Here is a 25,446-nt window from a genome sequence, read left to right on the forward strand (position 1 = left end):
ACCCGGGACTCAGGCCGCCCCGGTGATGGCGGCCAGGATCGACTCGTGCGAGGCGGTGGCGCGGAAGGACCCGTTGTTGCGCCCGTGGCGCAGCACCTCGATGCGGTCGGCGACCGCGCGGACGTCGTTGAGGTTGTGGCTGATGAGGATCACGCCCAGACCCAGGTCGCGCAGCCGCTGGATGTGCGTGAGCACCTCGCCGGTCTGGGCCACCGACAGCGCGGCCGTCGGCTCGTCGAGGACGACGATGCGCGGGTCGCCGATGAGCGTGCGCGCGATCGCCACCGCCTGGCGCTGACCGGCCGAGAGCTGGCGCAGCGTGGTCCGCACCGACGGGATGCGCACGGTGAGCCGCTCGAGCAGGCGCCGCGTCTCGACCTCCATCGCGCCGTCGTGCATCAGCCCGAACCGGTTGCGCTGCTCCCGCCCGAGGAACACGTTCGCCGTGACGTCGAGGTTCTCGCACACCGCCAGGTCCTGGAACACGCTGGCCACGCCGAGCTCGTTGGCCGCCGACGGCGAGGAGATCGTCACCGGCTTGCCGGCGATCTCGATCTGGCCGGCGTCCGGGGACAGCACCCCGGCCACGATCTGCGCCAGGGTCGACTTGCCGGCGCCGTTGTCCCCCACGAGCGCGACGACCTCGTGCGAGTGCACCTCGAGGTCGACGCCCACCAGCGCCTCGACGGCGCCGAAGTACTTGCTCACCTCGTGCAGGGCGAGCAGGGGTGTGCGGTGCGGTGCCGGCGGCCTCATCGTCCAGCCATCTCCTCGTCGGTACGGTCGGGGCGCTCGAACACGTCGGTGTGCTGGAGCGCGAGGGCGACGGCACCCACCAGCTCGGCACGCAGACCCAGCGCGGCGGGCACCACCTCGGGGCCGCCGGCCTGGTGGAGCACCGTGCGGCGTTCGAGCGCCGCACGCAAGGGTGCCAGAAACGTCTCGCCCGTCTCGGCGAGCTCCCCGCCGACGACGACGCCCTGGGGCCCGAGCCCCGTCGCGAGCGCGGCGATGACGGCGCCGACCCGCTCCCCGGCGTCGGCCACGATCTCCCGGCAGCCGGGGTCGTCGTCCCCGGCCAGCCGCACGACGTCGCGCAGGGACAGGTTGCCGTGGCTGGTCTGCAGCGGTTCGAGCAGCGCGGGCAGGCCCACGACGGTGTTCAGGCAGCCGCGGCTGCCGCACAGGCAGATCCGTCCGGCCGGGTCGACCTGGACGTGGCCGATCTCCCCCGCCGTGCCGTCGACGCCGCGGTGCACCGTCCCGCCGATGACGATCCCGGCGCCGACGCCGTGGGACACGCTGACGTAGACCATGTCCCGCCACGGGCGGCCCACGCCCACGGTCGACTCGGCCAGGGCCCCGAGGTTGGCGTCGTTGTCGACGAACACCGGGCGGGCCAGCCGCTTCTCGAGCACCTGGGCGATCTGCACCGAGTCCCAGCCCCGCAGCACGCCGCGGACGCTGATCATCCCGGTGGTGGGGTGCACGGGCGCAGGGATCCCAAGGCCGATGCCGAGCAGGTCGTCCAGGGTCGAGCCGACCCGCTCGAGCAGGTCCACGACGAGCAGCGCCGCCCGGTCGAGGCTGGTGTCGGAGCGGTGGTCGGCCGGCAGGGGCAGCGTCTGCTCGGCGAGCACCTCGTGGGCGACGTCGGCGAGCGCCACCCGCATCGTGCGGTACCCGACGACGACGCCGGCCACCAGGCCGACGCGGTGCGCGAGCGTGACGAGCTGGGCCCGCCGCCCGGAGCGGACGGTGTTGCGGACCTCGACCACCTCGGAGGCGACGAGCTCCTTGACGATCGTGGAGACGGTCGCGGCGGACAGGCCGGTGGCACCGGCCAGCTCCACCTGGGTCAGGCTGCCGTACTTCTTGACGGCGTCGACCACGCGGGAGCGGTTGGCCTCCCGCAACGACGACTGCGTGCGCGCCATCGACTGCCGTCCCTTCACGACCTGGAGTGTAGAGGGGATGCCGACGGGCGGGTGGGACCTCCCACCCGCCCGTCGGGACCGAGCTCCGGACTCAGCGGGCGGCCGCGGCCCGCTTCTTGTTCCAGATGTCGAAGGCGACCGCCAGCAGCAGCACCAGGCCCTTGACGACCTGCTGCATCGACTGGGGCACACCCATGAGCTGCATGCCGTTGGACATGACCGCCATGATCAGACCACCGATCATGGCGCCGCCGACCCGGCCGACGCCGCCGGTCGTGGAGGCGCCGCCGATGAAGCAGGCGGCGATCGCGTCGAGCTCGAACATGTTGCCGGCACCCGGCTGGGCGCCGTTCATGCGCGAGGAGTAGACGATGCCGGCGACCGAGGCCAGCACGCCCATGTTGACGAAGATCCAGAAGTTGATCTTCTTGACGGCCACGCCGGACAGCTCCGCGGCGTGCCGGTTGCCGCCGACGGCGTAGACGTGGCGGCCGAACACCGACTTCTGGGTGACCAGCGTGTAGGCGATGATCAGCACGGACAGGATGATCAGCACGACCGGCAGACCGCGCGAGGACGCGAGCTGGTAGCCGAACCACATGACGACCGCCGCGACGAGCACGAGCTTCAGCACGAACAGCGGCATGGACTCGACCGACTGCTGGTAGGCGATCTTGCCCTGACGGGTCCGCCACTGGGAGACGGCGAAGCCGACGACGGCGATGCCGAAGATCACCAGAGTGAAGACGTCGTACCCGTACCCGCCGAGCAACCCGTTGAGGAACCCGTTGGCGATGTCGTAGTAGGTGCCGCCGAACGGCGACAGCGAGGCGTTGTCGAGCACCAGGAAGGTCAGGCCGCGGAACAGCAGCATGCCCGCCAGGGTCACGATGAAGCCGGGGATGCCGACGTAGGCGACCCAGAAGCCCTGCCAGATGCCGACCATGAGCCCGACGAGCAGCGCGGCGAGCACACCGGCCCACCAAGGCATCCCGTTACGGACGACGACGACCGCCGACACGGCTCCTGTCAGAGCGACCACCGACCCGACGGACAGGTCGATCTGCCCGGCGACGATGATCATCACCATCCCGATCGCGAGGATCAGGATGTAGGAGTACTGCAGGACGATGTTCGTCAGGTTCGTCGGGGACAGGAAGGCGGGGTGCAGCGCGGCGAACAGCGCGACGATCGCGACGAACGCGACGAGGATGCCGCTCTGGCGCATGTTCCGGGTCAGCGTGTCCCGGAGCGAGGCGATGGCGTTCATGAGGTGAGTTCCTTCGTGGGCAGGGGCTGGTCGCGCTCGAGGGTCATGAGCTCCATGAGGCGTTCCTGCGTCGCCTCGGCGACGGGGAGCTCACCCGTGATGCGACCGAAGGCGAGGGTGTACACGCGGTCGCAGATGCCGAGCAGCTCGGGCAGCTCGGAGGAGATGACGACGACCGCCTTCCCCGCCGCGACCATCTTGTTGATGATCGTGTAGATCTCGTACTTCGCACCGACGTCGATGCCGCGGGTCGGCTCGTCGAGGATCAGCACGTCCGGGTCGGTGTACAGCCACTTGGACAGCACGACCTTCTGCTGGTTCCCGCCGGAGAGCTTGCCGACCTCCGCCACGACGTTGGGGGTCTTGATGTTCAGCGAGTCACGGTACTCCTCGGCGACCTTCAGCTCTTCGTTGCTGTTGACCCAGCCGCCGGGGGCGAGCTTGGACAGGCCGGCGGCGGAGATGTTGTGCCGGATGTCGTCGATGAGGTTGAGGCCGTACTGCTTGCGGTCCTCCGTGGCGTAGGCGATGTTGTGCCGGATCGCCTCCGCGACGGTGCGGACCTGGATCTGCTTCCCGTCCTTGTAGACGGACCCGCGGATGTTGCGCCCCCAGGACCGCCCGAACAGGCTCATCGCCAGCTCGGTGCGCCCGGCACCCATGAGCCCGGCGATCCCGACCACCTCTCCCGCACGGACCGTGAACGAGGCGTCCGTGATCACCCGGCGCCCGGCCTGGGTGGGGTGGTCGACGTTCCAGTCCTCGACCCGCAGCACCTCGTCGCCGATGTCCGGCGTGCGGTGCGGGTAGCGGTTCTCGAGGTCGCGCCCCACCATGCCGCGGATGATCCGGTCCTGCGTGGACCCCGTCTCGGACATGTCGATCGTCTCGATCGTCTGCCCGTCGCGGATGATCGTCGTGCGGTCGGCGATCTCCTCGATCTCGTTGAGCTTGTGCGAGATGATGATGCAGGTGATGCCCTCGGCGCGCAGCGCACGCAGGAGCTCGAGCAGGTGCTCGGAGTCCGTGTCGTTCAGGGCGGCGGTCGGCTCGTCGAGGATGAGCAGGCGCACCTCCTTCGAGAGCGCCTTGGCGATCTCGATGAGCTGCTGCTTGCCGACGCCGAGCTGGCCGATGGGCGTCGTCGGGTTCTCGTGCAGGCCGACGCGCTCGAGCAGGGCGGACGCCTGGTGGTTGGCGGCGTTCCAGTCGACCAGACCGAAGCGCCCCCGGGTCTCATTGCCGAGGAAGATGTTCTCGGCGACCGACAGGTACGGCACCAGGGCGAGCTCCTGGTGGATGATGACGATGCCCTGGCGCTCGGAGTCCGAGATGGACCCGAACTCGGCCGTGGACCCGTCGAAGACGATCTCGCCGTCGTAGGTGCCGTGCGGGTAGACGCCCGACAGCACCTTCATCAGCGTCGACTTGCCGGCGCCGTTCTCACCGCAGATGGCGTGGATCTCGCCCTGCTCGACGGTGAGGGTGACGTCCGACAGCGCCTTGACGCCGGGAAACTCCTTGGTGATGGAGCGCATCTCCAGGATGGTGCTCATCTACGCTCTCGTCCCTCCTTGGGTGGGGGACCGACCGCGGCGGCTGGCCGGCGGCGGACCCGGGGCGGGCCGTGATGAGGTGGGTCAGACCCGCGGGATCACTCCGCGGTCTGGCCGGACTCGACCTCGTCCATCGTGTAGTAGCCGGAGTCCACGAGGACCGGCTCGATGTCCTCGGCGAAGACGGTCTCGACCTCGAGGAGGTAGGACGGGACGACCTTCACGCCGTTGTCGTAGGTCTCGGTGTCGTTCGCCTCGGGCTCCTCGCCCTCGACGAAGGACTCCGTCGCGGCCACGGCCTGGTCGGCGAGCTTGCGGGTGTCCTTGAAGATCGTCGAGGACTGGACGCCCTCGTTGATCAGGTTGACGTTCCGGATCTCCGCGTCCTGACCGGTGACGATCGGCAGGCCCTCCTCGATCGTCGGGCCCATGCCCGAGCCCTGGAGAGCGTTGATGATGCCGCGCGAGAGCACGTCCGCCGGGGCGAGCACGCCGTGCAGCTCCCGGTCGTTGCCCGTGTAGGTGGAAGTCAGCAGGTCCTCCATGCGGCTCTGGGCGGTCTCGAGCTCCCAGCGCTGGGTGCTGACCTGGCCGAAGCTGGTCTGGCCGGAGGGCACCTCGACGACGCCCTCGTCCATCAGCGGCTGCAGGACCGACATCGCTCCGTCGAAGAAGAAGGTCGCGTTGTTGTCGTCGGGCGAGCCGGCGAAGAGCTCGACGTTGTACGGGCCCTCCTCCCCGGTGGGCTCGCCGTTCTCGTCGAAGTAGCCGAGGCCGCGCAGCAGGGCGTTGGCCTGGGCGACGCCGACCGCACGGTTGTCGAACGTGGTGTAGAAGTCCACGTTCTCGCTGTCGCGGATCAGGCGGTCGTAGGCGATGACCGGGATGTTCGCCGCGGCGGCCGCCTCGAGCTGGCTGGTCAGCGCCGTGCCGTCGATCGAGGCGATGATGAGGACGTCGACGCCCTCGGTGATCATCGAGTCGATCTGCTGGGTCTGGGTGGGGATGTCGTCGTTCGCGAACTGCAGGTCGACGTCGTACCCGAGCTCCTCGAGCCCGGCCTCGACGTTGCCGCCGTCCTGGATCCAGCGCTCGTAGGTCTGCGTCGGCATCGCGACGCCGACCTTGACGTTCTCGTCGCCGTCGCCCGCGGCACCGTCCGTGCCGGAGCCCGCGCCCTCGCCACCGCAGGCGGCCAGGGAGAGCGTCAGCGCCGCACCCGCGGCCACCGCGCCCATCTTGTTGCCGAGTCGCATCCTCGCGCTCCTTCTCGTCGTCGAGGGTCCCGCCGGCGGCGACCTTCACCGCCGGTGCCCACCGAGGGCCGGACCAAGGCCGCCGTCATGACGACCGAGGAACACTCTGCTGAGTTCGGGACTCGAAGTCAACGCTCTGAACGGACAAGATCATCACGATCCGGTTACAGGTGAACGTTAACAACCATCTCTCGGGGCCCGGATTGACCGAAAGAGGAACTTCCTGCGTTTGACTCTCGAACCTATGCGCACCTCGGTCGCCGAGACCGGGGAGCGCAGCAGGCCCCCACGATGCCATGCTCGGAGCATGGACGCGGTCACCGTCTCGGGCCGGCGGATCACCTACCGACGGACGGGCCGAGGCGATCCCCTGGTGCTGCTCCACGGCGGCTTCGGGTTCGACAGCCGGGCGTGGGAGCCGCAGTTCGACGCGCTCGCCGACCGGTTCGACGTCGTCGCCTGGGACGCACCGGGCGCCGGCGGCTCCGACGACCCGCCGGAGGACTTCACGCTCGACGCCTACGCCGACACCCTCGCGGGGTTCGTCGCCGCCCTCGGCCTCGACCGGCCGCACGTCCTCGGGCTCTCGTTCGGCGGCGGGGTGGCGCTCGCCCTGGCGACCCGGCACCCGAAGGTTCCCCGAAGCCTCGTCCTCTGCGGCGCCTACGCCGGCTGGGCCGGGTCGCTCCGGCCGGACGAGGTCGGCCGCCGGCTCCGGCGCGCTGCCGACGACGTCACCCGCGACCCGGACGAGTGGCTGCCGGAGTACCTGCCCGGCCTGCTGACCCCGTCGGCACCGGCCTCTCTGCGGGGGCGGACGCTCGACCTGATGTCCGGCGTCCACCCGCGCGCGAGCCTGACCATGCTCCATGCCATGGCGGCCGCGGACCTGCGCGACGCCCTCGGCGACCTCCGCGTGCCCACGCTCGTGCTGCACGGCGAGCTCGACGTCCGTGCCCCGCTGCCGGTCGCTGCGGCCCTCCACGAGGCGATCCCGGGCTCCCGGCTCGTCGTCCTGCCCGGCGTCGGGCACCTGAGCAACGTCGAGACCCCCGACGCCTTCACCCGGGAGGTGCGGACCTTCTTGGCGGACGCGGGCTCACCGGCGTGAGGACGAGGCGAGGAACGGCGCAGACATGCGCAGGCCGGGAGGCCGAGCCTGAGCTCCGCCTCCCGGCCTGCACGTTGCTGTGGACCCCCTGTCAGCCCTGGGGCTCGACCAGCACCGCGACGGTCCGCGCCGGCACCGTCACGCTCCCGGCGTCACCGTCCCAGGAGGTCTCCTGGACGACGGGGTCGACGCCGCCGGCCTGCACCGGCGAGAGCTCGAAGCCCCGTCCGGCGAGGTCGGGCAGGTCGATCGTCGCCGCCTCGGGCGAGGCGTTGAAGACCACGAGTGCCCCGTCGAGCGCCGGGTCGACGTCGGTACCGACCGTGTCGTCGATCGCCATGACGATGACGCCCGGAACGGCGTCCGGACCCGAGCCGGGGAAGGAGACCTTCTCCTGGATGAGCTCGGCCGACCCCAGCCGGAACAGCCGGGTCGACGAGCGCAGCTCCAGCAGCTCCCGCGCCTGCGCGGAGGCCGTGGCGATGTGGTCCGGCGTCGGCTTGAGCGCCGGGTCGGCCAGCAGCGGCGCCATGAGCGGCCACTTCTCCTCGTTGTCCGCGGCCATCGGCAGACCGCGGGCGAACCCGTTGTCCTGACCGGACCAGTCGATGGCGTTGAACCAGTCGCCGGAGTCGTAGGAGTTGCGGTCCAGCGACTTCGAGCGGAGCAGGTCCGTGCCCGCGTGCCAGAACGACGGCGTCTGGGCCAGTGCCGCCGTGCCGAGCGACACGGTGTTCATCCGGACGCGGTCGTCCATCGACGTCGCCTGCGGCAGCTTGAGCGTGAGCAGGTCGAACAGCGTCTCGTTGTCGTGGGCGTCGACGTAGGTCACGACCTCCTCCGGGGACTCGGCGTACCCGGCCGGGGAGCCGCGGTAGTCGAGGTCCTCGCCCCGGGTCATCTCGCCGTCCGAGGTGAGGAACGTGTAGTCCCGCAGGTTGCCGGCCAGACCCAGGCGGACCAGGTCCGTCTGGTGGGCGAGGTCGGCCGCCTCGTCGTCCCCGCCGTCGTTGACCGTGTCGGCTTCGCCCGTGCGGGCCTCGCGCCCGTTCGGGTCGGTGAACAGCCCGGTGCCGAAGCCCTGGGTGAACGTCGACGGACCGTCGACGGGCGACCCGCCGTGCACGGCGTCGCGGAGCCGGTCGCTGAACGTCCCGATCCCCGTGCCGCCGAGCTGGCCCTGCGTGGCCTGCGTGAACAGGGCGTTGTTGGCCACCTCGCCGAAGTTCCAGCCCTCGCCGTACAGGTAGACCGCCGAACCGTCCACGCCGTCCTCGTCGACCGTCAGCGCGTCGAGCGCCTCGCGGACGGCGAGCATGTTGTCGCGCGAGTGGTGACCCATGAGGTCGAACCGGAACCCGTCGACCTTGTAGTCGCGGGCCCAGGTGACCACGGAGTCGACCATGAGCTGCTCGGCCATCGCGTGCTCGGTGGCGACGTTCTGGCAGCAGGTGCTGGTCTCGACGGCGCCGGTGGTCGGGTTCAGCCGGTGGTAGTAGCCCGGCACGACCTTGTCCAGCACCGACTTCTCGGCCTGACCGCTCTGGGCGGTGTGGTTGAACACCTGGTCGAGGACCACCTGGAGCCCGGCCTCGTGCAGCGAGCCCACCATCGTGCGGAACTCGGCCACGCGGGCCCCGCCCTCGCGGTCGACGGCGTACGAGCCCTCCGGCGTCGTGAAGTGGTACGGGTCGTAGCCCCAGTTGAAGGCGTCCTGACCCTGCACCTCCGCGACGGCGGCCTGCTGCTTGGTGGAGTCCGGGGCGAAACCGGACAGGTCGCCGGTGGTCTCCTGGTCAGCCGGGTCCTCGGTGATCGAGGCGATGTCGAACGTCGGCAGCAGGTGCACCGTCGTCATGCCGGCCTCGGCCAGCTCACGCAGGTGCGTCATGCCGTTCGAGTCCGACTCGGCGAAGGCCAGGTAGGAGCCCCGCACCTTCTCCGGGACCGTGGAGTCCTCGACCGAGAAGTCCCGCACGTGCAGCTCGTAGATCGTCTGGTCGACGGGCCGCTCCACGACGGGCTGGGCGCTGGTGCGCCAGACCTTCGGTGCGAACTGCTTGTCGTCCAGCGACACGACCACCGAGTGCGTCGAGTCGGTGGTCAGCGCCACCGAGTACGGGTCGGTGACGACGTTCGTCTCCACCTGCCCGGCGCTGGGGACGTACACCTCGACGGCGAACTGGTAGCGCGCGCCGTACCAGGGGTACTCCTTGTCCTCGGCCTTGCCGTCCAGCGTCCACGAGCCGTCCGCGGTGCGGGCGGTGTCGAAGCGGTCGGGCTCCTCACCCAGGTCGCGACCCGCGGGCCAGACCAGCAGGTCGACGTCCTTCGCCGTCGGCGCCCAGAGCCCGAACAGGGCCCACTTGAGGTTCGGGTGCACCGTGACGCCGAACGGCCGGCTCGCCGCCTCCTTGGCGTACAGGTCGTCCAGCACGCCCGGCACCTGCACGCCGGTGGCGGCCGTGAGGGTGTCGCCGTCGGTGCGGGTCACCAGGAGCTGGCCGGTGAGCAGGTCCTCGACCGTCGCGCGGTCCAGGGCCTCGCCGTCCGACGTCGGCACCAGCGCCGTGTGGTCGGCCAGCGCCGGGAAGTCCTCGGCCACGCCGTCCGGCAGGTCGCCGGGCTCGAGCGTGTAGGAGGCCGCACCCTCGGGCAGCTCGCCGCCGTCGGGTCCGGTCACGGTGGTGCCGCCGTCGTCGCCACCGTCGGGCATGGTGGCCTCGAGGCCGCCCTCGGGGGCGGTCCACAGGGTCCAGGTGTCGCCGGTCCCGAGGTCGCCCGGGGCCAGCAGGAGGTCCTCGCGCACCCAGTGCGCGGCCTGCTGCCCGCTGCCCGCCAGCGGCGGGTTCTCGGTCCCGATGGTGAGCAGGTGCGTCGCGATGTCGTAGGAGAACGTCACGGTGTCACTCTCCCGCACGGAGAAGGAGTAGTTCGCGCCGTTGCGCGCCCCGTCCACGCCGTAGTTCTCGTCCCAGCTCATGCCGTGGGCCACCTTGACCTCGTAGGCACCGCCCGGCAGGGCGTCGGTGGACCAGGTGTAGACGCCGTCGCCGTCCGGGTCCTTGGCCCAGGTCGCGAGGCACTCGGGCTGCCAGTCGCCGGGGCAGCCGGCCTCGTCCTGGTAGGAACCGGGCAGCGTGACGATCGGGCCCTGGGCGGTCGAGGAGAAGTCCTTGCTCACCGGGTCCCAGTAGAAGGTGATCTCGCCGCCGTCGTGGCTGTACGTGGCGTTGGCGCCGTTCTGCTCGCCCCCGGCACCGTAGTTGAGGTCCCACGACCCGTTGATCGCGACCTTGTACTCGTAGTCGCCGGCCGGCAGGTCGAACGTGCCCTCGAACACGCCGTCGGCGCGCTCGGTGAGGCGGGCGTTCTCGCAGTCCGGCGTCCAGTCCCCGGCGCAGCCCATCTCGCTGTTGTGGTTGCCGGGCACCGTCACCATGTCGATGTCGCTCGGAGGCTCCTCCTCGCCGGCGGTACCGGAGACGTCGACACCCACGGAGGCGAACGTCGAGGCCGCGGCACGGTCGCCGTCGGCGTCGACGGTCACCGCACGGTACTCGACCAGAGTGCCCTCGGGCAGCCCGGCCGTGGTGTGGAAGACCCGCGGGGTCGTGTCCTCGGCGGTGCCGAGCGGCTGCCAGTCGGTGGTACCGACCTCGCGCCACGCGAAGGAGGTCTCCGCCCAGGCGTCGTCGATCGCGGCCCGCACCGGGGCGTCACCGGACACGGCGGCGCCGGCGGCCGGGACCTCGAGGGTGATGTCGCCCGAGGTGTCCGCACCGACCGTACGGTCGGCGACGAGCACGACGGCGGAGGTCGCCGGGACCGTCACCGTGACCTCGCCGGAGGCGTCGGCCGTGACCTCACCGGTCTCCCCGTACAGCGCGCTGTACGTGGCACCCGGGGTGAGGGTGGCGAAGGTGGCCGTGCGCTCCTCGGAGGCGTTGTTCAGCGCCACGAGGTGCTCGACCTTCTCGTCCCGGTCGACGCGGCTGACGGCGTAGATCCCGGCGCCGTCGGCGACGTGACGCTCGATCTGCGCACCCCGCCCCAGCGCCGGCGTGCCGCCGCGCAGCGCCGAGAGGTCGGCGATGAGCGAGTACAGCGGGGCGTCGGTGTCGTACCGGTCCTGGCTGCCGGCGGTCTCGCCGGTGACCAGCTCCTGGTCGGCGTAGGAGTCCACCTGGGTGGCGAACAGCGTCTGGCGGGCGTCCTTGTCACCGCCGGTGCCGGCGAAGCCCTGCTCGTCGCCGTAGTAGACGACGGGCTGTCCCCGCGTGAGGTACATCAGCTCGTGGGCGAGCTCGTCACGTGCCAGCGGGTCGTCGGTGCTGTTCAGCAGGTAGCCGACGCGGCCCATGTCGTGGTTGCCGAGGAAGGTCGGCAGCGCGGCCGCGGAGGTGTCCGGCGTCGTGTAGCGGTCGTCACCGGCGAACATCCCGGCGAGTCCCTTCGCGCTGTTGCCGCTGGCGTAGCTGGTGGCCGAGGCCTGGAAGGCGAAGTCGAGCACGGAGCTCATGTCGGTCTCGCGCACGTACGGCGAGAGCAGCTTCGGGTCGGCGTCGTACACCTCGCCGAACATGAAGAACTCGTCCTTGCCGGCGGCGTGGGCGTAGTCGAGGACCTCGGTGGTCCAGGTGTCCCAGAACTCGCGGTTGACGTGCTTGACGGTGTCGATGCGGAACCCGTCGATGCCGAGGTCGACCCAGTCCTGGTACACCTCGACGAACCCGTTCACCACGGTCGGGTGCTCGGTCATGAGGTCGTCCAGGCCGGCGAAGTCGCCGTAGGTGACGGACTCCCCGCTCCAGGTCGAGTTGCCGCGGTTGTGGTAGAGCGTCGAGTCGTTGAGCCAGGCCGGCACCTTGACCTCGGCGTCGGCGTCGGCGACCACCGGGGTGTAGGGGAACGACGTCGCGGCGTCGAGCTCGGGGAAGTCGCCCGTGCCGGCGTAGTCGGCCGGGTCGAAGGTGTTCCCCGCGGCGTCGGTGTACGGCGAGGTGGCCTGGTCGATGTAGGAGTACTCGCCCTCGGCGTAGTCGACGACGTCGGCCGTGTGGTTGGTGATGATGTCGAAGTACACCTTGATGCCACGGGAGTGGGCGTCGGCGATGAGCGCCTCGAGCTCCGCGTTGGTGCCCAGGTGCGGGTCGATCTGGGTGAAGTCGGTGATCCAGTACCCGTGGTACCCGGCGCTGACGTCGTCGCCGCTGCCCTGGACGGGGCGGTTCTTGAACGACGGCGTGAGCCAGATGGCGGTGGTGCCGAGCCCCTCGACGTAGTCGAGGTTGTCGTGCAGGCCGGCCAGGTCGCCGCCCTGGTAGAAGCCCTTGTTCGTCGGGTCGAACCCGGACACCAGCGGGTCGTCGCCGAGCCCGGCGGTGTCGTTGGAGGTGTCGCCGTTGGCGAACCGGTCGGTCATGACGAAGTAGAACTGCTCGTCGCCGCCGGCCTGCCGCGCGGGCGCCGCGACGACCGCGTCGTCGGTGGCGGCGTCGTACTCGCCCGCGAGGCCGAGCGGGGTCAGCGCGGTCAGGTGCGTGGCGTCGTCGTAGGTGACGCGCAGGCGGGTGTCGCCGCCGAGCACGAGGGGGGCGTTGTCACCGCCGCCGTCGCGCCCGTAGGCCTCGTCCCAGGAGTCGTCGATCGCGACCTTGTACTCGTAGGTGCCGGCGGGGACGTCGAACTCGGCCGCATAGGTGCCGTCGCCGACGGGCGCGAGCTCGGTGGCGTCGCACGCCGGGTCCCAGTCGCCGCCGCAGCCCAGCTCGGACTGCAGGTCACCGACGAGAGCGACGGACCGGTCGGCGGCGCTGGCCGCGGGAACACCCGCGAGCGCCAGCCCGCCGGCCACGGCGGGGACGGCCACGGCGAGCGCCGCCAGCGTGGCGACGGCGCGTCGTGGCGCTGGTGGGCGGGGGGCACGGGCCATGGAGGACTCCTTCGTCGACCGGGCGCGTCGATCGCGACCTGCGGAGGACTGTACCGTTGCTGCAACTTTGCAGCAACGGTCGGCCCTCACCCCGCCAGGTGTCCCCAGCGCCGCTCCAGCGCCGACCAGGGCCCCACCTCGGCGACCCGTCCCTCGACCAGCACCACGACCCGGTCCGCCCGCGCCAGCGCCGCTCTCTTCGACGTCGAACCGATCACCGTCAGACCCTGCGCGCGCAGCGCCGCCCACAGCTCGACCTCCGTCGCCGCGTCGAGGGCGCTCGAGACGTCGTCGGCCAGCAGCACCTCGGACCCGGTGGCCAGCGCCCGTGCCAGGGCCAGGCGCTGCACCTGCCCGCCCGAGAGCCGCACCCCGCGGTGCCCGACCACCGCGTCCGCGCCGCCGGCATCGGCGACGTCCGGCGCCAGCCGGGCGACGTCCACCGGCCCCACGACGTCGCGCGCGTGGTCCAGCGTGACGTTCTCGGCGAACGTCCCCGACAGCACCCGCGGCACCTGCGCCACGTGCGCCACCCGGGCCGGACGCAGGAACGTCTCGGCGTCGGTGACGACCTCCCCGTTCCACCGCACGTCGCCGCGGTGCGCCATGAGCCCCGCCGCGGCGGACAGCAGGCTGGACTTGCCCGACCCGACCTGCCCGAGCAGCAGCACCAGCTCGCCCCGCTCGACCTGCAGGTCCACGCCCGTCACGCCGATCGTGCCGTCGTCGTGCACCGCCTCCAGCCCACTCAGCTCCAGCCGGTCGAACGGCGCCGTCGGCGGCGACGCGGGAACGGGCGACGGCGCGGTGCCGTCGAACAGGTCGACGCCCTCGGGCAGCCGGGTGAGGTCCGCGCCGCCCGCGAACGCCTGGGTCGCCCGGAGCCAGGCCCGGGTGCCGGGCGCCTCGGTGATCACCGCGCCGGCGACCACGCCGAAGTACTGGAACCCGCTCACGGCAGCGGTGACGAGCAACGTCGTCGCCAGGTCCCAGGTGCCCGTGAGCAGCAGCATCCACGCCGTCACGACGCCCGCCTGCACCATGACCGTCGGGATGCCGTCCAGCACGGCCTGCACACGGTGCTCGCGGATCGCCGCCCCGACCCGGCCGGCGTCGACCTGGTCCAGGTGACGGTGCACCTGGGGGGTCCTCGCCGCGAGCTTCACGGTGCGCGCCGCGTCCAGCGCCGAGACCAGGGCGCGGCCGAAGCCCGCCCGCGCCTCCGCGGACCGCGTCGCCGTCCGCCCCGCCACCGGCCGCCCCGCGAGCGCGCAGGCGGCGGTCGTCACCATGACGGCGAGCAGCACCAGGCCGGCCAGCGGCTCGCGGCTGACGGCCCAGGTGACCAGCACGACGACCAGGCCGTTGAGGAAGTCCACCCAGCGGTCGACGTAGAGCACGAACCGGTCGGCGTCGAGCGCGCGGGCGACCACCTCGCCCGCCGGGGAACGACGCAGCCGGTGCCGCCGCGTCTGCCCCACCAGCACCGCGACGCGCACCCGCAGCATGATCTCGATCCACCACGACGGGTACAGCCGGACGGCGGCCGCCAGGCACAGGGGCGCGGCGAGGAGCATCGCCACGAGACCCGCCGTCTGGGCCACGGGCGTCCCGCCCGCGGCCACCGTCTCCACCGCGCGGCCCCACAGGAACCCGGCGAGCGCGCCCTGCGCCGCGAACAGCACGCTCAGCAGGAACAGGCCGGTCGCCGCGAGACCCCAGCGGGGCCGGGTCACCAGCGCGTGCAGCACGCTACGGGCCAGGCCGGGTCCACGACCGGGCTCGGCGAGGGTCGGCGGTTCCCCGACGCGGCGCCGACCTCCGACACTGCCGGACGTCGCGCCGGCGGACCCGTCGGCCGACGGGACGTCGTCGGCGGCGTGCGGCACGGGCTCGCCGGGGTCGCCGTCGATGAGCACGTCGTCCCCGGTCCCACCTCCGGCGGCGAGCAGGTCGCGGAACGGCCCCTCCTGGCGCACCAGGTCGGCGCGCAACCCCTGCTGGACGACCCGTCCGTGGTCGAGCACCACGACGCGATGGGCGCGGCGCACCGTCCCGAGCCGGTGCGCGACCACCACACCCGTCCGCCCGGCGAGCAGCCGGTGGGAGGCCGCGACGACGCGCTCCTCCGTGTGCGGGTCCATCCGGGCGGTCGCCTCGTCGAGCACCACGAGTCGCACGTCCCGCACGAGCAGCCGGGCGAACGCGACGAGCTGCTCCTCCCCCGCCGACAGGGACGTCCCGCCGGGACCGAGCAGGGTGTCCAGCCCGTCGGGCAACCCCGCCACCCAGTCGTCCAGCCCGAGCTCGTGCACGGCGGCCTCGACGTCCGCGCGGGGCAGGTCGGCGAACAGGGTGATGTTCTGCGCCAGCGTCCCGGCGAGGATCTCCGTGCGCTGGGTCACCACGCCGACGGCGCCGCGCAGGTGCTGCAGGTCGGCGTCGCGCACGTCGACACCGCCGAGGAACACGGTGCCCGGCGGCGGCTCCACCGCCCGGGACAGCAACGAGGCCAGGGTCGTCTTGCCCGAGCCGGTCCGCCCCACGAACGCGACCGTCTGCCCGGCCGCCACGGACAGCGAGACGTCACGCAGCGCGAACGTGCCCTCGTCGTAGGCGAACCGCAGCCCCCGCACCTCGATGTCGAGCGGGCGGTCCGGCAGCGTCGCGCCGCCGACCGGCTCCGGCTCGCTGTCCAGGAGCTGGCGGATGCGCACGACCGCGCCGAGCCCCTCCTGCAGGTCGGGCAGGTGCTGGGCGAGACGGTCGACCTGCCCGACGAACAGCGAGGTGGCCAGGAACAGCGTGACCAGGCGGTCCACGGGCATGCTGCCGGCGACCGCCAGGGCGACCCCGGCCACGACGACACCGGCCAGCAGGGCGTGCAGCAGCACGCCCGCCCGGGCCATGAGCCGGATCTCGACCCGGACCACCGCGAGCAGCGCGCGGTGCACCCGGGCGGACATCTCCGCCAGGCGCCGCAGCGCGAAGCCCTGCCCGCCGGCGGTCCGCAGGTCGTCCCGGGCCGCCACGCCCTCCTCGAGGACGGCCGCCTGGTCCGTCCAGGCCCGTTCCTCGACGACCTTGCGCCGCGCGATCTCGCCCAGCAGCGGTCGGACGGTCCACCACGTCACGGCTCCGAGCAGCGGGAACAGCACGCCCGCCGGCCACCAGGTGAGGGTCGCCACGACCCAGATGGGCCCGACGCCGACGACGGTGCGCCCCATCCCCCACAGCTGGCGGCGGGCGAGACCTCCGACCGAGTGGGTGTCGTCGTCGACCCGGTCGAGGATCTCCCCGACGGCCTGCTCGGTGAGGACGCCGAGCGGCTGGTGCAGGGCGGCGGTGAGCAGGTCGCGACGCAGCCGGCCCTCGGCCCGGTCGACGACGCCGGCCCACGCGACCTGGCCGGCCGCGTCGAGCAGGGCTCCGCCCATCAGGCAGAGCGCGAGTAGCAGGACGCCCGTCGTGGTCGGGTCCTCGGCGAGACCGCCGGCGACGACGGTCCCGAGCGCCGTGCCGACCGTGCCGACGGCCAGCGCACCGAGGGCCAACGCGCTCACGGGGCCGCGCAGGCGTCGCCAGTCGAGGCGTCGCGCCGGGTCCTGGGCGACGGTCGTGGGACGCGCCGGCGGCGCGGAGAGCTCGATCACTCCTCGAGGCTAGGCCGCGGTCGGGCGCCGCTCGACTCCTTTTCCGCCGGCACCGGCGCGGACGCGCCGCCGGGCCCCGGCCCACCGCGGGAGGGGACGAGGCCGGGTCCCGGCGGGCCGACCGACGGGACGACCCGTCAGACGAGTCCGAGCGACCGCACCGTGTCCCGCTCGGCGGCCAGCTCGGCCACGCTGGCGTCGATCCGCTCGCGGGAGAAGTCGTCGATCTCGAGGTCCTCGACGACGTGCCAGGCGCCGTCCGACGCCGTGACCGGGTAGGAGCACACAAGCCCCTCCGGCACGCCGTACTCACCGCGGGACACGATCCCGGCGCTGGTCCAGTCGCCCGCCGGGGTGCCGTGCACCCAGTCGTGGACGTGGTCGATGGCGGCGTTGGCGGCCGACGCCGCCGACGAGGCACCGCGGGCGTCGATGATCGCCGCGCCGCGCTTGGCCACCGTCGGGATGAAGTCGTCGGTCAGCCAGGCCTTGTCGGCCGTCAGCGTGCCGCCGGGGGTGCCGGCGACGTCGGCGTGGAACAGGTCGGGGTACTGCGTGGCCGAGTGGTTGCCCCAGATGGTCAGGCGGCGCACCTCCGCGACCGGGACCCCGGCCTTGTGCGCGACCTGCGACAGCGCACGGTTGTGGTCCAGCCGGGTCATCGCGGTGAACCGGTCGGCGGGCACGTCGGGGGCGTGCGCGGCGGCGATGAGCGCGTTGGTGTTGGCCGGGTTGCCGACCACGAGGACCCGCACGTCGTCGGCGGCGCCGTCGTTGATGGCCTTGCCCTGCGGACCGAAGATCCCGCCGTTGGCCTCGAGCAGGTCGGCCCGCTCCATGCCGGCGCCCCGGGGACGGGCCCCGACCAGCAGCGCGACGTTCGCACCGTCGAACGCCCGCCCGGCGTCGTCGTCGATGTCGATCCCGGCGAGCAGGGGGAAGGCGCAGTCGTCGAGCTCCATCGCGGTGCCCTCCGCCGCCTTGACACCCTGGGGGATCTCGAGAAGCTTCAGCCGCACGGGGGTGTCCGGGCCGAGCATCGCGCCCGAGGCGATGCGGAACAGCAGCGCGTACCCGATCTGACCGGCGGCTCCGGTCACGGTGACGTTCACAGGAGTCCTCATGGCCCCACTCTGGCCTACCCGGGGGCGCACGTCATCCCTTGCGCGCCGGTGTCCCGGAGACCGGCCGACGAGGCGCGGTACGGTGCACCCCGGTGGCAGCGTTCGCCCGCGCGGCGTTCAGGTCGCGTTCAGGGACCGCTGCCAGCATCGCCGCGGCGCCCCGGGCGGCGCCCGCACACTTCTCGACACGAGCAAAGGACACCTCCATGGCCGCGCAGACCGTGACAGCACCGGACGTCGGGACGACGCCACGGGCCCGACTCTTCACCCGCATGACCGCGGAGGCCTTCGGCACCTTCGTCCTGGTCCTCGCGATCCTCGGCACGGCGACCTTCAACTTCGTGAACCAGGGATCGATCATCCCGATCGCCCTCGCCGCCGGCATCTCCCTCATGGCGGTCATCGCCGCCGTCGGCCACCTGTCCGGCGGGCACTTCAACCCGGCCGTGACCTTCGGTCTCACCCTGGCCGGACGGTCCCGGTGGGTCGACCTGCTGCCGTACTGGGTGGCCCAGCTCGTCGGCGGCGCAGCCGCCGGTGCGCTGATGCTGCTCATCGTCCCGAGCACCTTCCCGGCGGCGATCGGCGCGGCGAACGTCGGTGCCGTCCTCGCCGACACCGCCAACGGATACGGCGACCAGTCGCCGCTGGCGCAGCTGTCCCAGGGCCAGGTGACCTTCGACCTGGGCACCGCCGCGATCGTCGAGGTGGTCATCGCCGCGATCTTCGTCGGCGTGATCCTCGGCGTGACGAACGTGCGCGCCAACATCACCTACCCGGCGGTGGTCATCGGCCTCACCCTCACCGCGCTGCACATCGTGTCCTGGCTGGTCACGAACACCGGGCTGAACCCGGCCCGGTCCCTGGCCTCGGTGATCTCCCCCGACGCCTGGACCGCGAGCGGCGGCTTCGGCCAGCTGTGGCTGTTCCTGGTGGCCCCGCTCGTCGGCGCGGCCCTCGCGGCGCTCTTCGCGCGGGCGTTCGCCCCGATGGGCACGACGACGCCGGTCGAGGGCTGGGGCGAGCAGCCCGGCACCGCCGCGGGCACCACCGAGGCCGCGACCGCCGCGGCGGTCGCCTCCGCCACGGCGGCAGCGGTGACGACCGAGGACGCCGTGACCCCCGAGCGGCCCACCGCCGGCGCGGACGTCCCGTCGGACGAGACCACGTCGGATGAGACCACGACCGACGAGAAGGCGACCGACACGGACGTCACCGACGAGGAGGCGACCGAGAAGGACACCACCGACGACACCGACGAGAAGGCGACCGAGAAGGACGCCACCGACGACGACGGCACGGACTCCTCGAAGACGTCCTGAGCCGACGTCCCCGGCGTTCGTCGTGCGGGAGGTGCTAGACGCCCGGCGCGGTGAGGGCCAGCACGGCGACGACGGTCGCGGCCGACCAGCACAGGAAGACGTCGAAGCCACGGCTCCTGATCGCCAGCCCCGCGGGCCCTCCCGGCGCGACGGCCCGCCAGGTGCCGGCCACCGCCAGGGTGCCGGCGATCGTCAGGGAGCCCACGCGGGCACCGACGAGCAGCCCGAGCAGGACGGCCAGCAGGATCCCGGCGAGCACCACCAGGATCGCCGGCACCGGGCTGCGCGCGTCACGATGCTGCCGAGGACCGGCGTCGAGGGCGTGCCAGGGCGGCCGCGCGGGGTGCGGGGTGTCGGGAACCACGGCCTCGAGACTACCTGGCCGACCAGGCACAACCGTCGCCCGCGACGCGAGGACGCCGTCGCAGCCCGGATAGGTTGGTCGGGTGCCATCCAGCCACGACTCCCCCGCCGCGACCTCCCGGCCCCGGACCTCCCGGCCACCGCGCTCCGTCGTCGTCGTCGGAGCCGGTCTGGCCGGCGCCCAGACGGCCACGGCCCTGCGCACCCACGGCTTCGACGGGCGCCTGACCGTCCTCGGGGAGGAGGGGCTGCCGCCGTACGACCGGCCTCCGCTGTCGAAGGAGCTGCTGTCCCGGCCGCAACCGCTGTGGCTGCGCGACGACCTCGGGGTCGACCTCGACGCCCTGGCCGACGAGGTCCGGCTCGCCGACCCGGCGGTCTCCGTCGCACCCGGCCCGGTCCTGACGACACGGTCCGGCGACCGGTTCGCCCCCGACGCCGTGGTGCTGGCCTGCGGGTCGCGGCCGGTGCTGCCGCCGGGCTGGGACGCGGACGTGCTGCACACCGCCGCCGACGCGGACCGGCTCCGGCGCGACCTGCGTCCCGGCGCCCGGCTCGTGATCGTCGGCGCGGGCTGGATCGGCGCGGAGATCGCCGGCGTGGCCGCCGGCGCCGGCGTGGACGTCACGGTCGTCGAGGCGGACGAGGCGCCGCTGGCGCGCCAGCTCGGCACGGAGGTCGGCGACCACCTGGCGCCGTGGTACGCCGCGGCGGGCGTCCGGCTGCGCGTCGGGTCGCGGGCCGCCGCCGTCCGCCGTGACGGCGTCATCCTCGCCTCCGGCGAGGAGGTCACGGCCGACGTCGTGCTGGTCGCCGTCGGCGCGCGCCCCGCGACCGCCTGGCTGCGCGAGACCTTCCCCGAGACGGTCTTCGACCCGACCGGCGGGCTGCTCGTCGACGCCGGGGGTGCGGTGCCGGGCGTCGACGGCGTGTGGGCCGTGGGCGACGTGGCCTCGCGCCCGCACCCGGAGCTCGGTGTGGTCCCCGGCGGTCACTGGTCGGCCGCGTTGCACGACCCGGACGCCACGGCCCGGGCGATGCTGGGGCTGCCCGTCGAGCCGCCGCACGCGCCCTACGTGTTCTCCCGACAGCTCGGGCACGACCTGGCACTGTTCGGCCTGCCCGAGGGTGCGCCGGCGGCGTGGCGGGGCACCCCCGGCGAGGGCCCGTGGGCGGCGTTCTGGACCGACCCGCACCCGGACGACGGCACGTCGACGCACGACGCCGCCGTCCGGGCGGTGCTGCTCGTGGACTCCCCGAAGGAGGTCGGGGCGGTCCGCCGGGCGATGAACCGCCCCGGACCCCTGCACCTCGACCTGGAGCGGGCCGCCGACCCGGCCGTCAAGCTGCGCACCGCCGTCGTGACCTGACCCCCTGAGGGCCCCCCTCACGACCCCCTGCGGCCGTCGTGCGTGCTGGAACGGTCCCCCATCAGCGGTGATGAGGGACCGTTCCAGCACGCTCGATGCGGCGACGGGTCAGTGGGCGAAGTGCCGCGTCCCCGTCAGGTACATCGTGACGCCCGCGGCCTTCGCCGCCTCGACGACCTCCTCGTCCCGGATCGACCCGCCGGGCTGGACGACGGCGCGCACGCCGGCGTCGAGCAGCACCTGCAGCCCGTCGGCGAACGGGAAGAAGGCGTCGCTCGCCGCGACGGCGCCGCGTGCGCGCTCGGCACCCTCGGCGAGGGAGTTGGCCCGCTCCACCGACAGCCGGCAGGAGTCCACCCGGTTGACCTGCCCCATGCCGATCCCGACGGCGGCACCGTCGGCGGCGAGCAGGATCGCGTTGGACTTCGCGGCACGCACGGCACGCCACGCGAAGGCGAGGTCGGCCAACGTCGCCTCGTCGGCGGGCTCGCCGGAGGCCAGCGTCCAGGACGCCGGGTCGTCGCCGGCGGCCTGGAACCGGTCGACCGCCTGGACGAGCAGGCCGCCGGAGATCGGCCGCGTCTCGGCAGGTGCCTCCGGGGCGCCCTCGACCACGAGCAGGCGGATGTTCTTCTTGGCCTGCAGCACCTCGAGCGCCTCGGGCTCGAAGCCCGGCGCCACGACGACCTCGGTGAAGACCGGGGCGATCTGCTCGGCGGCGGCCTTCGTGACCGTCCGGTTGGCCGCGATGACGCCGCCGAACGCGGACACCGGGTCGGTGGCGTGGGCGCGGGCGTGCGCCTGGGCGACGTCGGCCCCGACGGCGATGCCGCAGGGGTTGGCGTGCTTGATGATCGCCACGGCCGGGTCGGCGTGGTCGTGGGCGGCCCGCCACGCGGCGTCGGCGTCGACGTAGTTGTTGTAGCTCATCGCCTTGCCGTGCAGCTGGGTGGCCTGGGCCAGACCCGTCGCACCGTCGGTGCGGGTGTACAGCGCGGCACCCTGGTGCGGGTTCTCGCCGTAGCGCAGCACGTCGGAGCGCTCGTAGGTCGCACCGACGACGTCGGGCATGCCGGACGTGGTCGCGGCCTCGTCGGGAGCGTAGGCGCCGGCGAACCACGCCGAGACGGCGACGTCGTAGGTCGCGGTGTGCGCGAAGGCCGCGGCGGCGAGGCGCTTGCGCTCGGCGAACGTGAACCCGCCCGCCCGCGCGGCGGCGGTGACGTCGTCGTACCGGGCCGGGTCGACGACGACGGCGACGCTCGGGTGGTTCTTCGCGGCGGCGCGGACCATCGAGGGGCCGCCGATGTCGATCTGCTCGACGACGGCGTCGGGAGCGGCTCCCGACGCGACGGTGTCGGCGAACGGGTACAGGTTCACCACGACGAGGTCGAAGGGCTCGATCTCGAGGTCGCGGAGCTGGTCCAGGTGGTCCTGCTTGCGGGTGTCGGCGAGGATGCCGGCGTGCACCCGCGGGTGCAGGGTCTTGACGCGACCCTCGAGGCACTCGGGGAACCCGGTGAGCTCCTCGACGCGGGTGACGGGCACTCCCGCGTCGGCGATCCGCGCCGCGGTCGAGCCGGTGGACACCAGCTCGACGCCGGCGCCGTGCAGGGCGGTGGCGAGCTCGGCGAGGCCGGTCTTGTCGTAGACGCTCAGCAGCGCCCGACGGATCGGGCGGCGGGCGTCGTCGGCGAGCTGGACGTCGGGGGTCGAGGGTGCGGGGTGGGCACCGGACATCATGGTCTCCTCGGGGTCGGACCTTCGCGGAAACCCTGGCACCCAGGCGGGCGGCGCGCACGGTGTGGCTCGACGGGGGCCGAGTCGGCCGCTCCCCGGTGGTGGCTCCACCCTCGCCAGTCACGACCGGGGCCGATCCTACCGGCGCGGCCGCGCCGACGGGGAACCGGTGCGGCACCCGGCCGGGACCCGTGCGGTCAGCGCGGCGCCGGCACGACCTCGAACCCCAGCAGGCGCCAGGCGCGCACGGCGTACTGCTCGCGCTCCCAGGACGGGCACCGGGTCAGCGCGGAGGCGACCATCTCGATGCCGAGCAGGACGTCCTCGACCTCTGTCCCAGGAGGCACGTCACCGCGCTCCTGGGCGGCGTCCAGCCGGGTTCCCACGACGACGGCGAGCCGCGCCGTCAGGTCCAGGAGCCGGGGGTCCGGACCGGCCTCCGGGTCGCTCGTCGCCAGGTCGATGCTCACCACCGAGTCGATGGCGTGCCGCGTGATCAGCCCCAGCAGGTCCGGCAGGGTCGCGTCGGGGTCCGCGGCCCGCTCCTCCACGGTCGAGACCTGCTCCTCGAACAGCGCGAGGACCAGCGCCAGACGGTCAGGGAAGTGCCGGTACAGGCTCCCCTGGCCGACCCCTGCCCTCCGGGCGACCGAGTTCAGGGGGGCGTCGGCCCCGTACCGGGCGAAGATCTCGCGTGCTGCCGCCAGCAGCGCCGCGCGGTTGCGCGCGGCGACCCTCGGCCCCTGGTTGGACCGCCTGCCGTCCTTGCTCACCGACGTGGCCACGGTGCCACTCTAGACACAGCAGACCGGACGCCGTCGTCCGGTGACCTCGCGGCCGCGCAGCCGGCACATGATCACGCCGCCGGCCCCCTGGAAGGTGCCGACGGCGTGGTGCGTCGCTCCGTGCTGGACGTCTCACGAACCCGTCGGAGCGCAGCGCTCCGGAGCATCGTCAGTTGACACCCAGCTCCACCTTGTCGAACGGCTCCAGGGTTGCCGTCCTGGAACCGTCGGACCCGGTGTGCAGGACCAGGTACTCGAGCGGGTCCGCGTCCGCGATCGCGATCACGGACACCTTCTCGTCTCGCCCCGTGTTCTCGAGGCGCCCCTGGATGGGCGTCTTGAGGTTCACCACGTGCAGGCGACCGCCGGCCATCCTCTCGGCCGACGTCGCGACCGCACGCGCGAGGACGTCGGCAGCGACGGCCACGGCCACGAACGCGATGACGGCGATCACCATCGCCGTGATCTGTCCTGAGCTGAACTCCACCTCCCTCAGCTGGTTCACCGCCCAGGTACCCACCGACGTGACGACGGGTACCAGGACCACCAGCACCTTGGTCAGACTGAAGGCGTTGCCCTCCACCACGGCGTCGCCCTTGGCCTCCTCGCTCTTGTTCGTGAAGAACTCCCACAGGTTCGTCATGACGCACCTCCCGGCGGATGACCGAGGCCACGTCGGCCTCACTTCAAGCCTCCGTCGGCCCCGGTGCACCCGCACCGTGGCCAAGGGGTGGGCGGACGACCTCGATCGCGTCGTCGGCCCAGCTCGCGGGCAGCCCGATCCGACGCACGGGCCGGGCGCACCACACGCCCACCACCGCGACGCCGAGCACCCCGGCGAGGACGACGAGCGTCGTCGGCAACCCGGCCGAGGCCAGCAGCCCCGCACCGACCAGGGGCGCCGACGGCAGCGCGACGACCCCGGACAGCTCCAGGACCGAGGAGAGCCGGCCCTGCATCTGCGGCGGGGTGATGGCGGCGACGTACCCGGCCAGGCCGGCGTTCGCCGCCGGCACCCCGAGCACGCCGAGGCCGAGCGCCACCACGAGGACCACGAAGTCCTGGGTCGCGGCCATGACGACGGCGGACACGGCCACCATCGCCAGCGAGAGCGGCGTGACCACACCCACGCGCACCCTCGCGACCACGGCCGGCGCGAGGAGCGCACCGACCAGCATCGACGCCCCGGCGGTGCCGGACAGCAGGCCGATCTGCGCCGCCGGCGTGCCGTCGGCGGTCAGGTCGAGCGTGATCGCCACCAGCAGCGCGTTGATGGCCACGTTGATGACCGCGAACAGCCCCAGGCAGATCCGGAACAGCGGGACCGACCACACGTACCGCAGCCCCTCGCGCAACGCGGCGAGGGGTCGGGTGCCCCGCGCCTCGGCGAGGTCGGCGTGCAGCGGCTCGCGCACCAGCCAGGTGCAGAGCGCGGTCATCAGGTGCCCGACGGCCCCGGCGACCAGCGGCACGGCGTGCGCGATGCCGTAGAGCAGCCCGCCGATCGGCCCGGCGGCGAGACCGGCCGCCGCGTCCCGGCCCTGGGCCGCGGCATAGGCGGTCGCGAGCTGGTCCTGCGGCACGACGGAGCGGAAGGCACCGGCCACCGCCGGGTCGACGAAGGACCCGGCGACGGAGGAGACGAGCAGCAACGCCATCAGGTGCCACGCCCCGAGCGTCCCGGCCAGCACCGCGACGGCGCCGCTCGCCCACGCCAGGGCCGCCACCGTCGCCGCCACGACGACGAGGCGACGGCGGTCCACCCGGTCCGCGACGACACCCGCGGGCAGGGTGGCGAGAAGGGCTCCGGCGTGCCCGACGGCGGAGATCACCCCTGCCTGCCAGACGGAGCCGGTCACGGCGTAGGCCAGCAGCGGCACGGCGAACGCCGCCATGCCCGCCCCGAAGGCCTGCGCCGTGAGGCCGGACATCACGAGCAGGTAGGAACGGTTGGCCAGGAGGCTGCGCGGCGGGTGTCCCGAGGTCGGGTCGGCGAGGGTGGTCACCTGCGCAACAGTACGTGC

The 25,446-nt window shown here is 72.9% G+C and carries 16 protein-coding genes; 3 read left to right on the forward strand and 13 right to left on the reverse strand.

What is annotated here, in order from left to right:
- Positions 1-9: 9 nt before the first annotated feature.
- The 5 genes from Q6350_RS00625 to chvE form a co-directional block, all read right to left on the reverse strand.
- Entirely contained in the window at positions 10-756 is a 747-nt protein-coding gene (locus Q6350_RS00625; protein WP_171245462.1) for an ATP-binding cassette domain-containing protein, read from the reverse strand.
- Positions 753-1,937: an ROK family protein gene (locus Q6350_RS00630; protein WP_370375362.1), complete on the reverse strand. Its 1,185-nt coding sequence runs from the start codon at positions 1,935-1,937 to the stop codon at positions 753-755. The genes Q6350_RS00625 and Q6350_RS00630 overlap by 4 nt, the downstream gene beginning before the upstream one ends.
- A gap of 91 nt (positions 1,938-2,028) precedes the next feature.
- Positions 2,029-3,207 (reverse strand): multiple monosaccharide ABC transporter permease, encoded by a 1,179-nt coding sequence (gene mmsB / locus Q6350_RS00635; protein WP_171245461.1) that lies wholly within the window; start codon positions 3,205-3,207, stop codon positions 2,029-2,031.
- On the reverse strand, positions 3,204-4,763 hold the full coding sequence (mmsA, locus tag Q6350_RS00640; RefSeq protein WP_305064677.1) for a multiple monosaccharide ABC transporter ATP-binding protein: 1,560 nt from the start codon (positions 4,761-4,763) through the stop codon (positions 3,204-3,206). The genes mmsB and mmsA overlap by 4 nt, the downstream gene beginning before the upstream one ends.
- A 98-nt stretch (positions 4,764-4,861) precedes the next feature.
- Positions 4,862-6,019, reverse strand: a complete 1,158-nt coding sequence (gene chvE, locus Q6350_RS00645; RefSeq protein WP_305064679.1) for a multiple monosaccharide ABC transporter substrate-binding protein — start codon at positions 6,017-6,019, stop codon at positions 4,862-4,864.
- A gap of 307 nt (positions 6,020-6,326) precedes the next feature.
- Between chvE and Q6350_RS00650 the strand changes: the two genes are divergently transcribed.
- Complete coding sequence (locus tag Q6350_RS00650; RefSeq protein ID WP_305064681.1) at positions 6,327-7,130, forward strand: alpha/beta fold hydrolase; 804 nt, start codon at positions 6,327-6,329, stop codon at positions 7,128-7,130.
- Between the two features lie 91 nt (positions 7,131-7,221).
- On the opposite strand, the gene pulA is transcribed toward Q6350_RS00650, so the two are convergent.
- The 3 genes from pulA to Q6350_RS00665 all read right to left on the reverse strand — a co-directional run bounded on the left by pulA (position 7,222) and on the right by Q6350_RS00665 (position 17,842).
- Entirely contained in the window at positions 7,222-13,065 is a 5,844-nt protein-coding gene (pulA, locus tag Q6350_RS00655; protein ID WP_305064683.1) for a pullulanase-type alpha-1,6-glucosidase, read from the reverse strand.
- Positions 13,066-13,151: 86 nt separating this feature from the next.
- Positions 13,152-16,718 carry an ABC transporter ATP-binding protein gene (locus Q6350_RS00660; protein ID WP_305064685.1) on the reverse strand — a complete coding sequence of 1,189 codons (3,567 nt, stop codon included), beginning with the start codon at positions 16,716-16,718 and terminating at the stop codon, positions 13,152-13,154.
- A 137-nt stretch (positions 16,719-16,855) separates the two neighbouring features.
- Positions 16,856-17,842 carry a malate dehydrogenase gene (locus tag Q6350_RS00665; RefSeq protein ID WP_171245455.1) on the reverse strand — a complete coding sequence of 329 codons (987 nt, stop codon included), beginning with the start codon at positions 17,840-17,842 and terminating at the stop codon, positions 16,856-16,858.
- A 206-nt stretch (positions 17,843-18,048) separates the two neighbouring features.
- Between Q6350_RS00665 and Q6350_RS00670 the strand changes: the two genes are divergently transcribed.
- Positions 18,049-19,164 carry an aquaporin gene (locus tag Q6350_RS00670; protein ID WP_305064688.1) on the forward strand — a complete coding sequence of 372 codons (1,116 nt, stop codon included), beginning with the start codon at positions 18,049-18,051 and terminating at the stop codon, positions 19,162-19,164.
- Positions 19,165-19,198: 34 nt separating this feature from the next.
- On the opposite strand, the gene Q6350_RS00675 is transcribed toward Q6350_RS00670, so the two are convergent.
- Positions 19,199-19,528, reverse strand: coding sequence for a DUF3017 domain-containing protein (locus Q6350_RS00675; RefSeq protein WP_171246324.1), 330 nt, complete (start codon positions 19,526-19,528; stop codon positions 19,199-19,201).
- An 82-nt stretch (positions 19,529-19,610) separates the two neighbouring features.
- Here Q6350_RS00675 and Q6350_RS00680 point away from each other — a divergent pair, with 82 nt between their 5' ends.
- Positions 19,611-20,897, forward strand: a complete 1,287-nt coding sequence (locus Q6350_RS00680; protein ID WP_305064691.1) for an NAD(P)/FAD-dependent oxidoreductase — start codon at positions 19,611-19,613, stop codon at positions 20,895-20,897.
- Between the two features lie 108 nt (positions 20,898-21,005).
- Here Q6350_RS00680 and purH read toward each other — a convergent pair whose 3' ends face one another.
- The 4 genes from purH to Q6350_RS00700 all read right to left on the reverse strand — a co-directional run bounded on the left by purH (position 21,006) and on the right by Q6350_RS00700 (position 25,428).
- Positions 21,006-22,637, reverse strand: a complete 1,632-nt coding sequence (purH, locus tag Q6350_RS00685; RefSeq protein ID WP_304602461.1) for a bifunctional phosphoribosylaminoimidazolecarboxamide formyltransferase/IMP cyclohydrolase — start codon at positions 22,635-22,637, stop codon at positions 21,006-21,008.
- Between the two features lie 197 nt (positions 22,638-22,834).
- Positions 22,835-23,422 carry a helix-turn-helix domain-containing protein gene (locus Q6350_RS00690; protein WP_304606805.1) on the reverse strand — a complete coding sequence of 196 codons (588 nt, stop codon included), beginning with the start codon at positions 23,420-23,422 and terminating at the stop codon, positions 22,835-22,837.
- 169 nt (positions 23,423-23,591) lie between these two features.
- Positions 23,592-24,065, reverse strand: a complete 474-nt coding sequence (locus tag Q6350_RS00695; protein ID WP_304606804.1) for a hypothetical protein — start codon at positions 24,063-24,065, stop codon at positions 23,592-23,594.
- 43 nt (positions 24,066-24,108) lie between these two features.
- Positions 24,109-25,428 (reverse strand): MFS transporter, encoded by a 1,320-nt coding sequence (locus tag Q6350_RS00700; RefSeq protein ID WP_305064693.1) that lies wholly within the window; start codon positions 25,426-25,428, stop codon positions 24,109-24,111.
- Positions 25,429-25,446 lie beyond the last annotated feature (18 nt).

The organism is Isoptericola sp. b515 (assembly GCF_030588125.1).
Lineage (GTDB): Bacteria > Actinomycetota > Actinomycetes > Actinomycetales > Cellulomonadaceae > Isoptericola > Isoptericola sediminis.

Bases quoted from the DNA above. Each gene is read 5' to 3' on its own strand.
- Q6350_RS00625 (WP_171245462.1), bottom strand. From the start codon at position 756: ATGAGGCCGCCGGCACCGCACCGCACACCCCTGCTCGCCCTGCACGAG.
- Q6350_RS00630 (WP_370375362.1), bottom strand. From the start codon at position 1,937: ATGGCGCGCACGCAGTCGTCGTTGCGGGAGGCCAACCGCTCCCGCGTG.
- mmsB (WP_171245461.1), bottom strand. From the start codon at position 3,207: ATGAACGCCATCGCCTCGCTCCGGGACACGCTGACCCGGAACATGCGC.
- mmsA (WP_305064677.1), bottom strand. From the start codon at position 4,763: ATGAGCACCATCCTGGAGATGCGCTCCATCACCAAGGAGTTTCCCGGC.
- chvE (WP_305064679.1), bottom strand. From the start codon at position 6,019: ATGCGACTCGGCAACAAGATGGGCGCGGTGGCCGCGGGTGCGGCGCTG.
- Q6350_RS00650 (WP_305064681.1), top strand. From the start codon at position 6,327: ATGGACGCGGTCACCGTCTCGGGCCGGCGGATCACCTACCGACGGACG.
- pulA (WP_305064683.1), bottom strand. From the start codon at position 13,065: ATGGCCCGTGCCCCCCGCCCACCAGCGCCACGACGCGCCGTCGCCACG.
- Q6350_RS00665 (WP_171245455.1), bottom strand. From the start codon at position 17,842: ATGAGGACTCCTGTGAACGTCACCGTGACCGGAGCCGCCGGTCAGATC.
- Q6350_RS00670 (WP_305064688.1), top strand. From the start codon at position 18,049: ATGGCCGCGCAGACCGTGACAGCACCGGACGTCGGGACGACGCCACGG.
- purH (WP_304602461.1), bottom strand. From the start codon at position 22,637: ATGTCCGGTGCCCACCCCGCACCCTCGACCCCCGACGTCCAGCTCGCC.
- Q6350_RS00695 (WP_304606804.1), bottom strand. From the start codon at position 24,065: ATGACGAACCTGTGGGAGTTCTTCACGAACAAGAGCGAGGAGGCCAAG.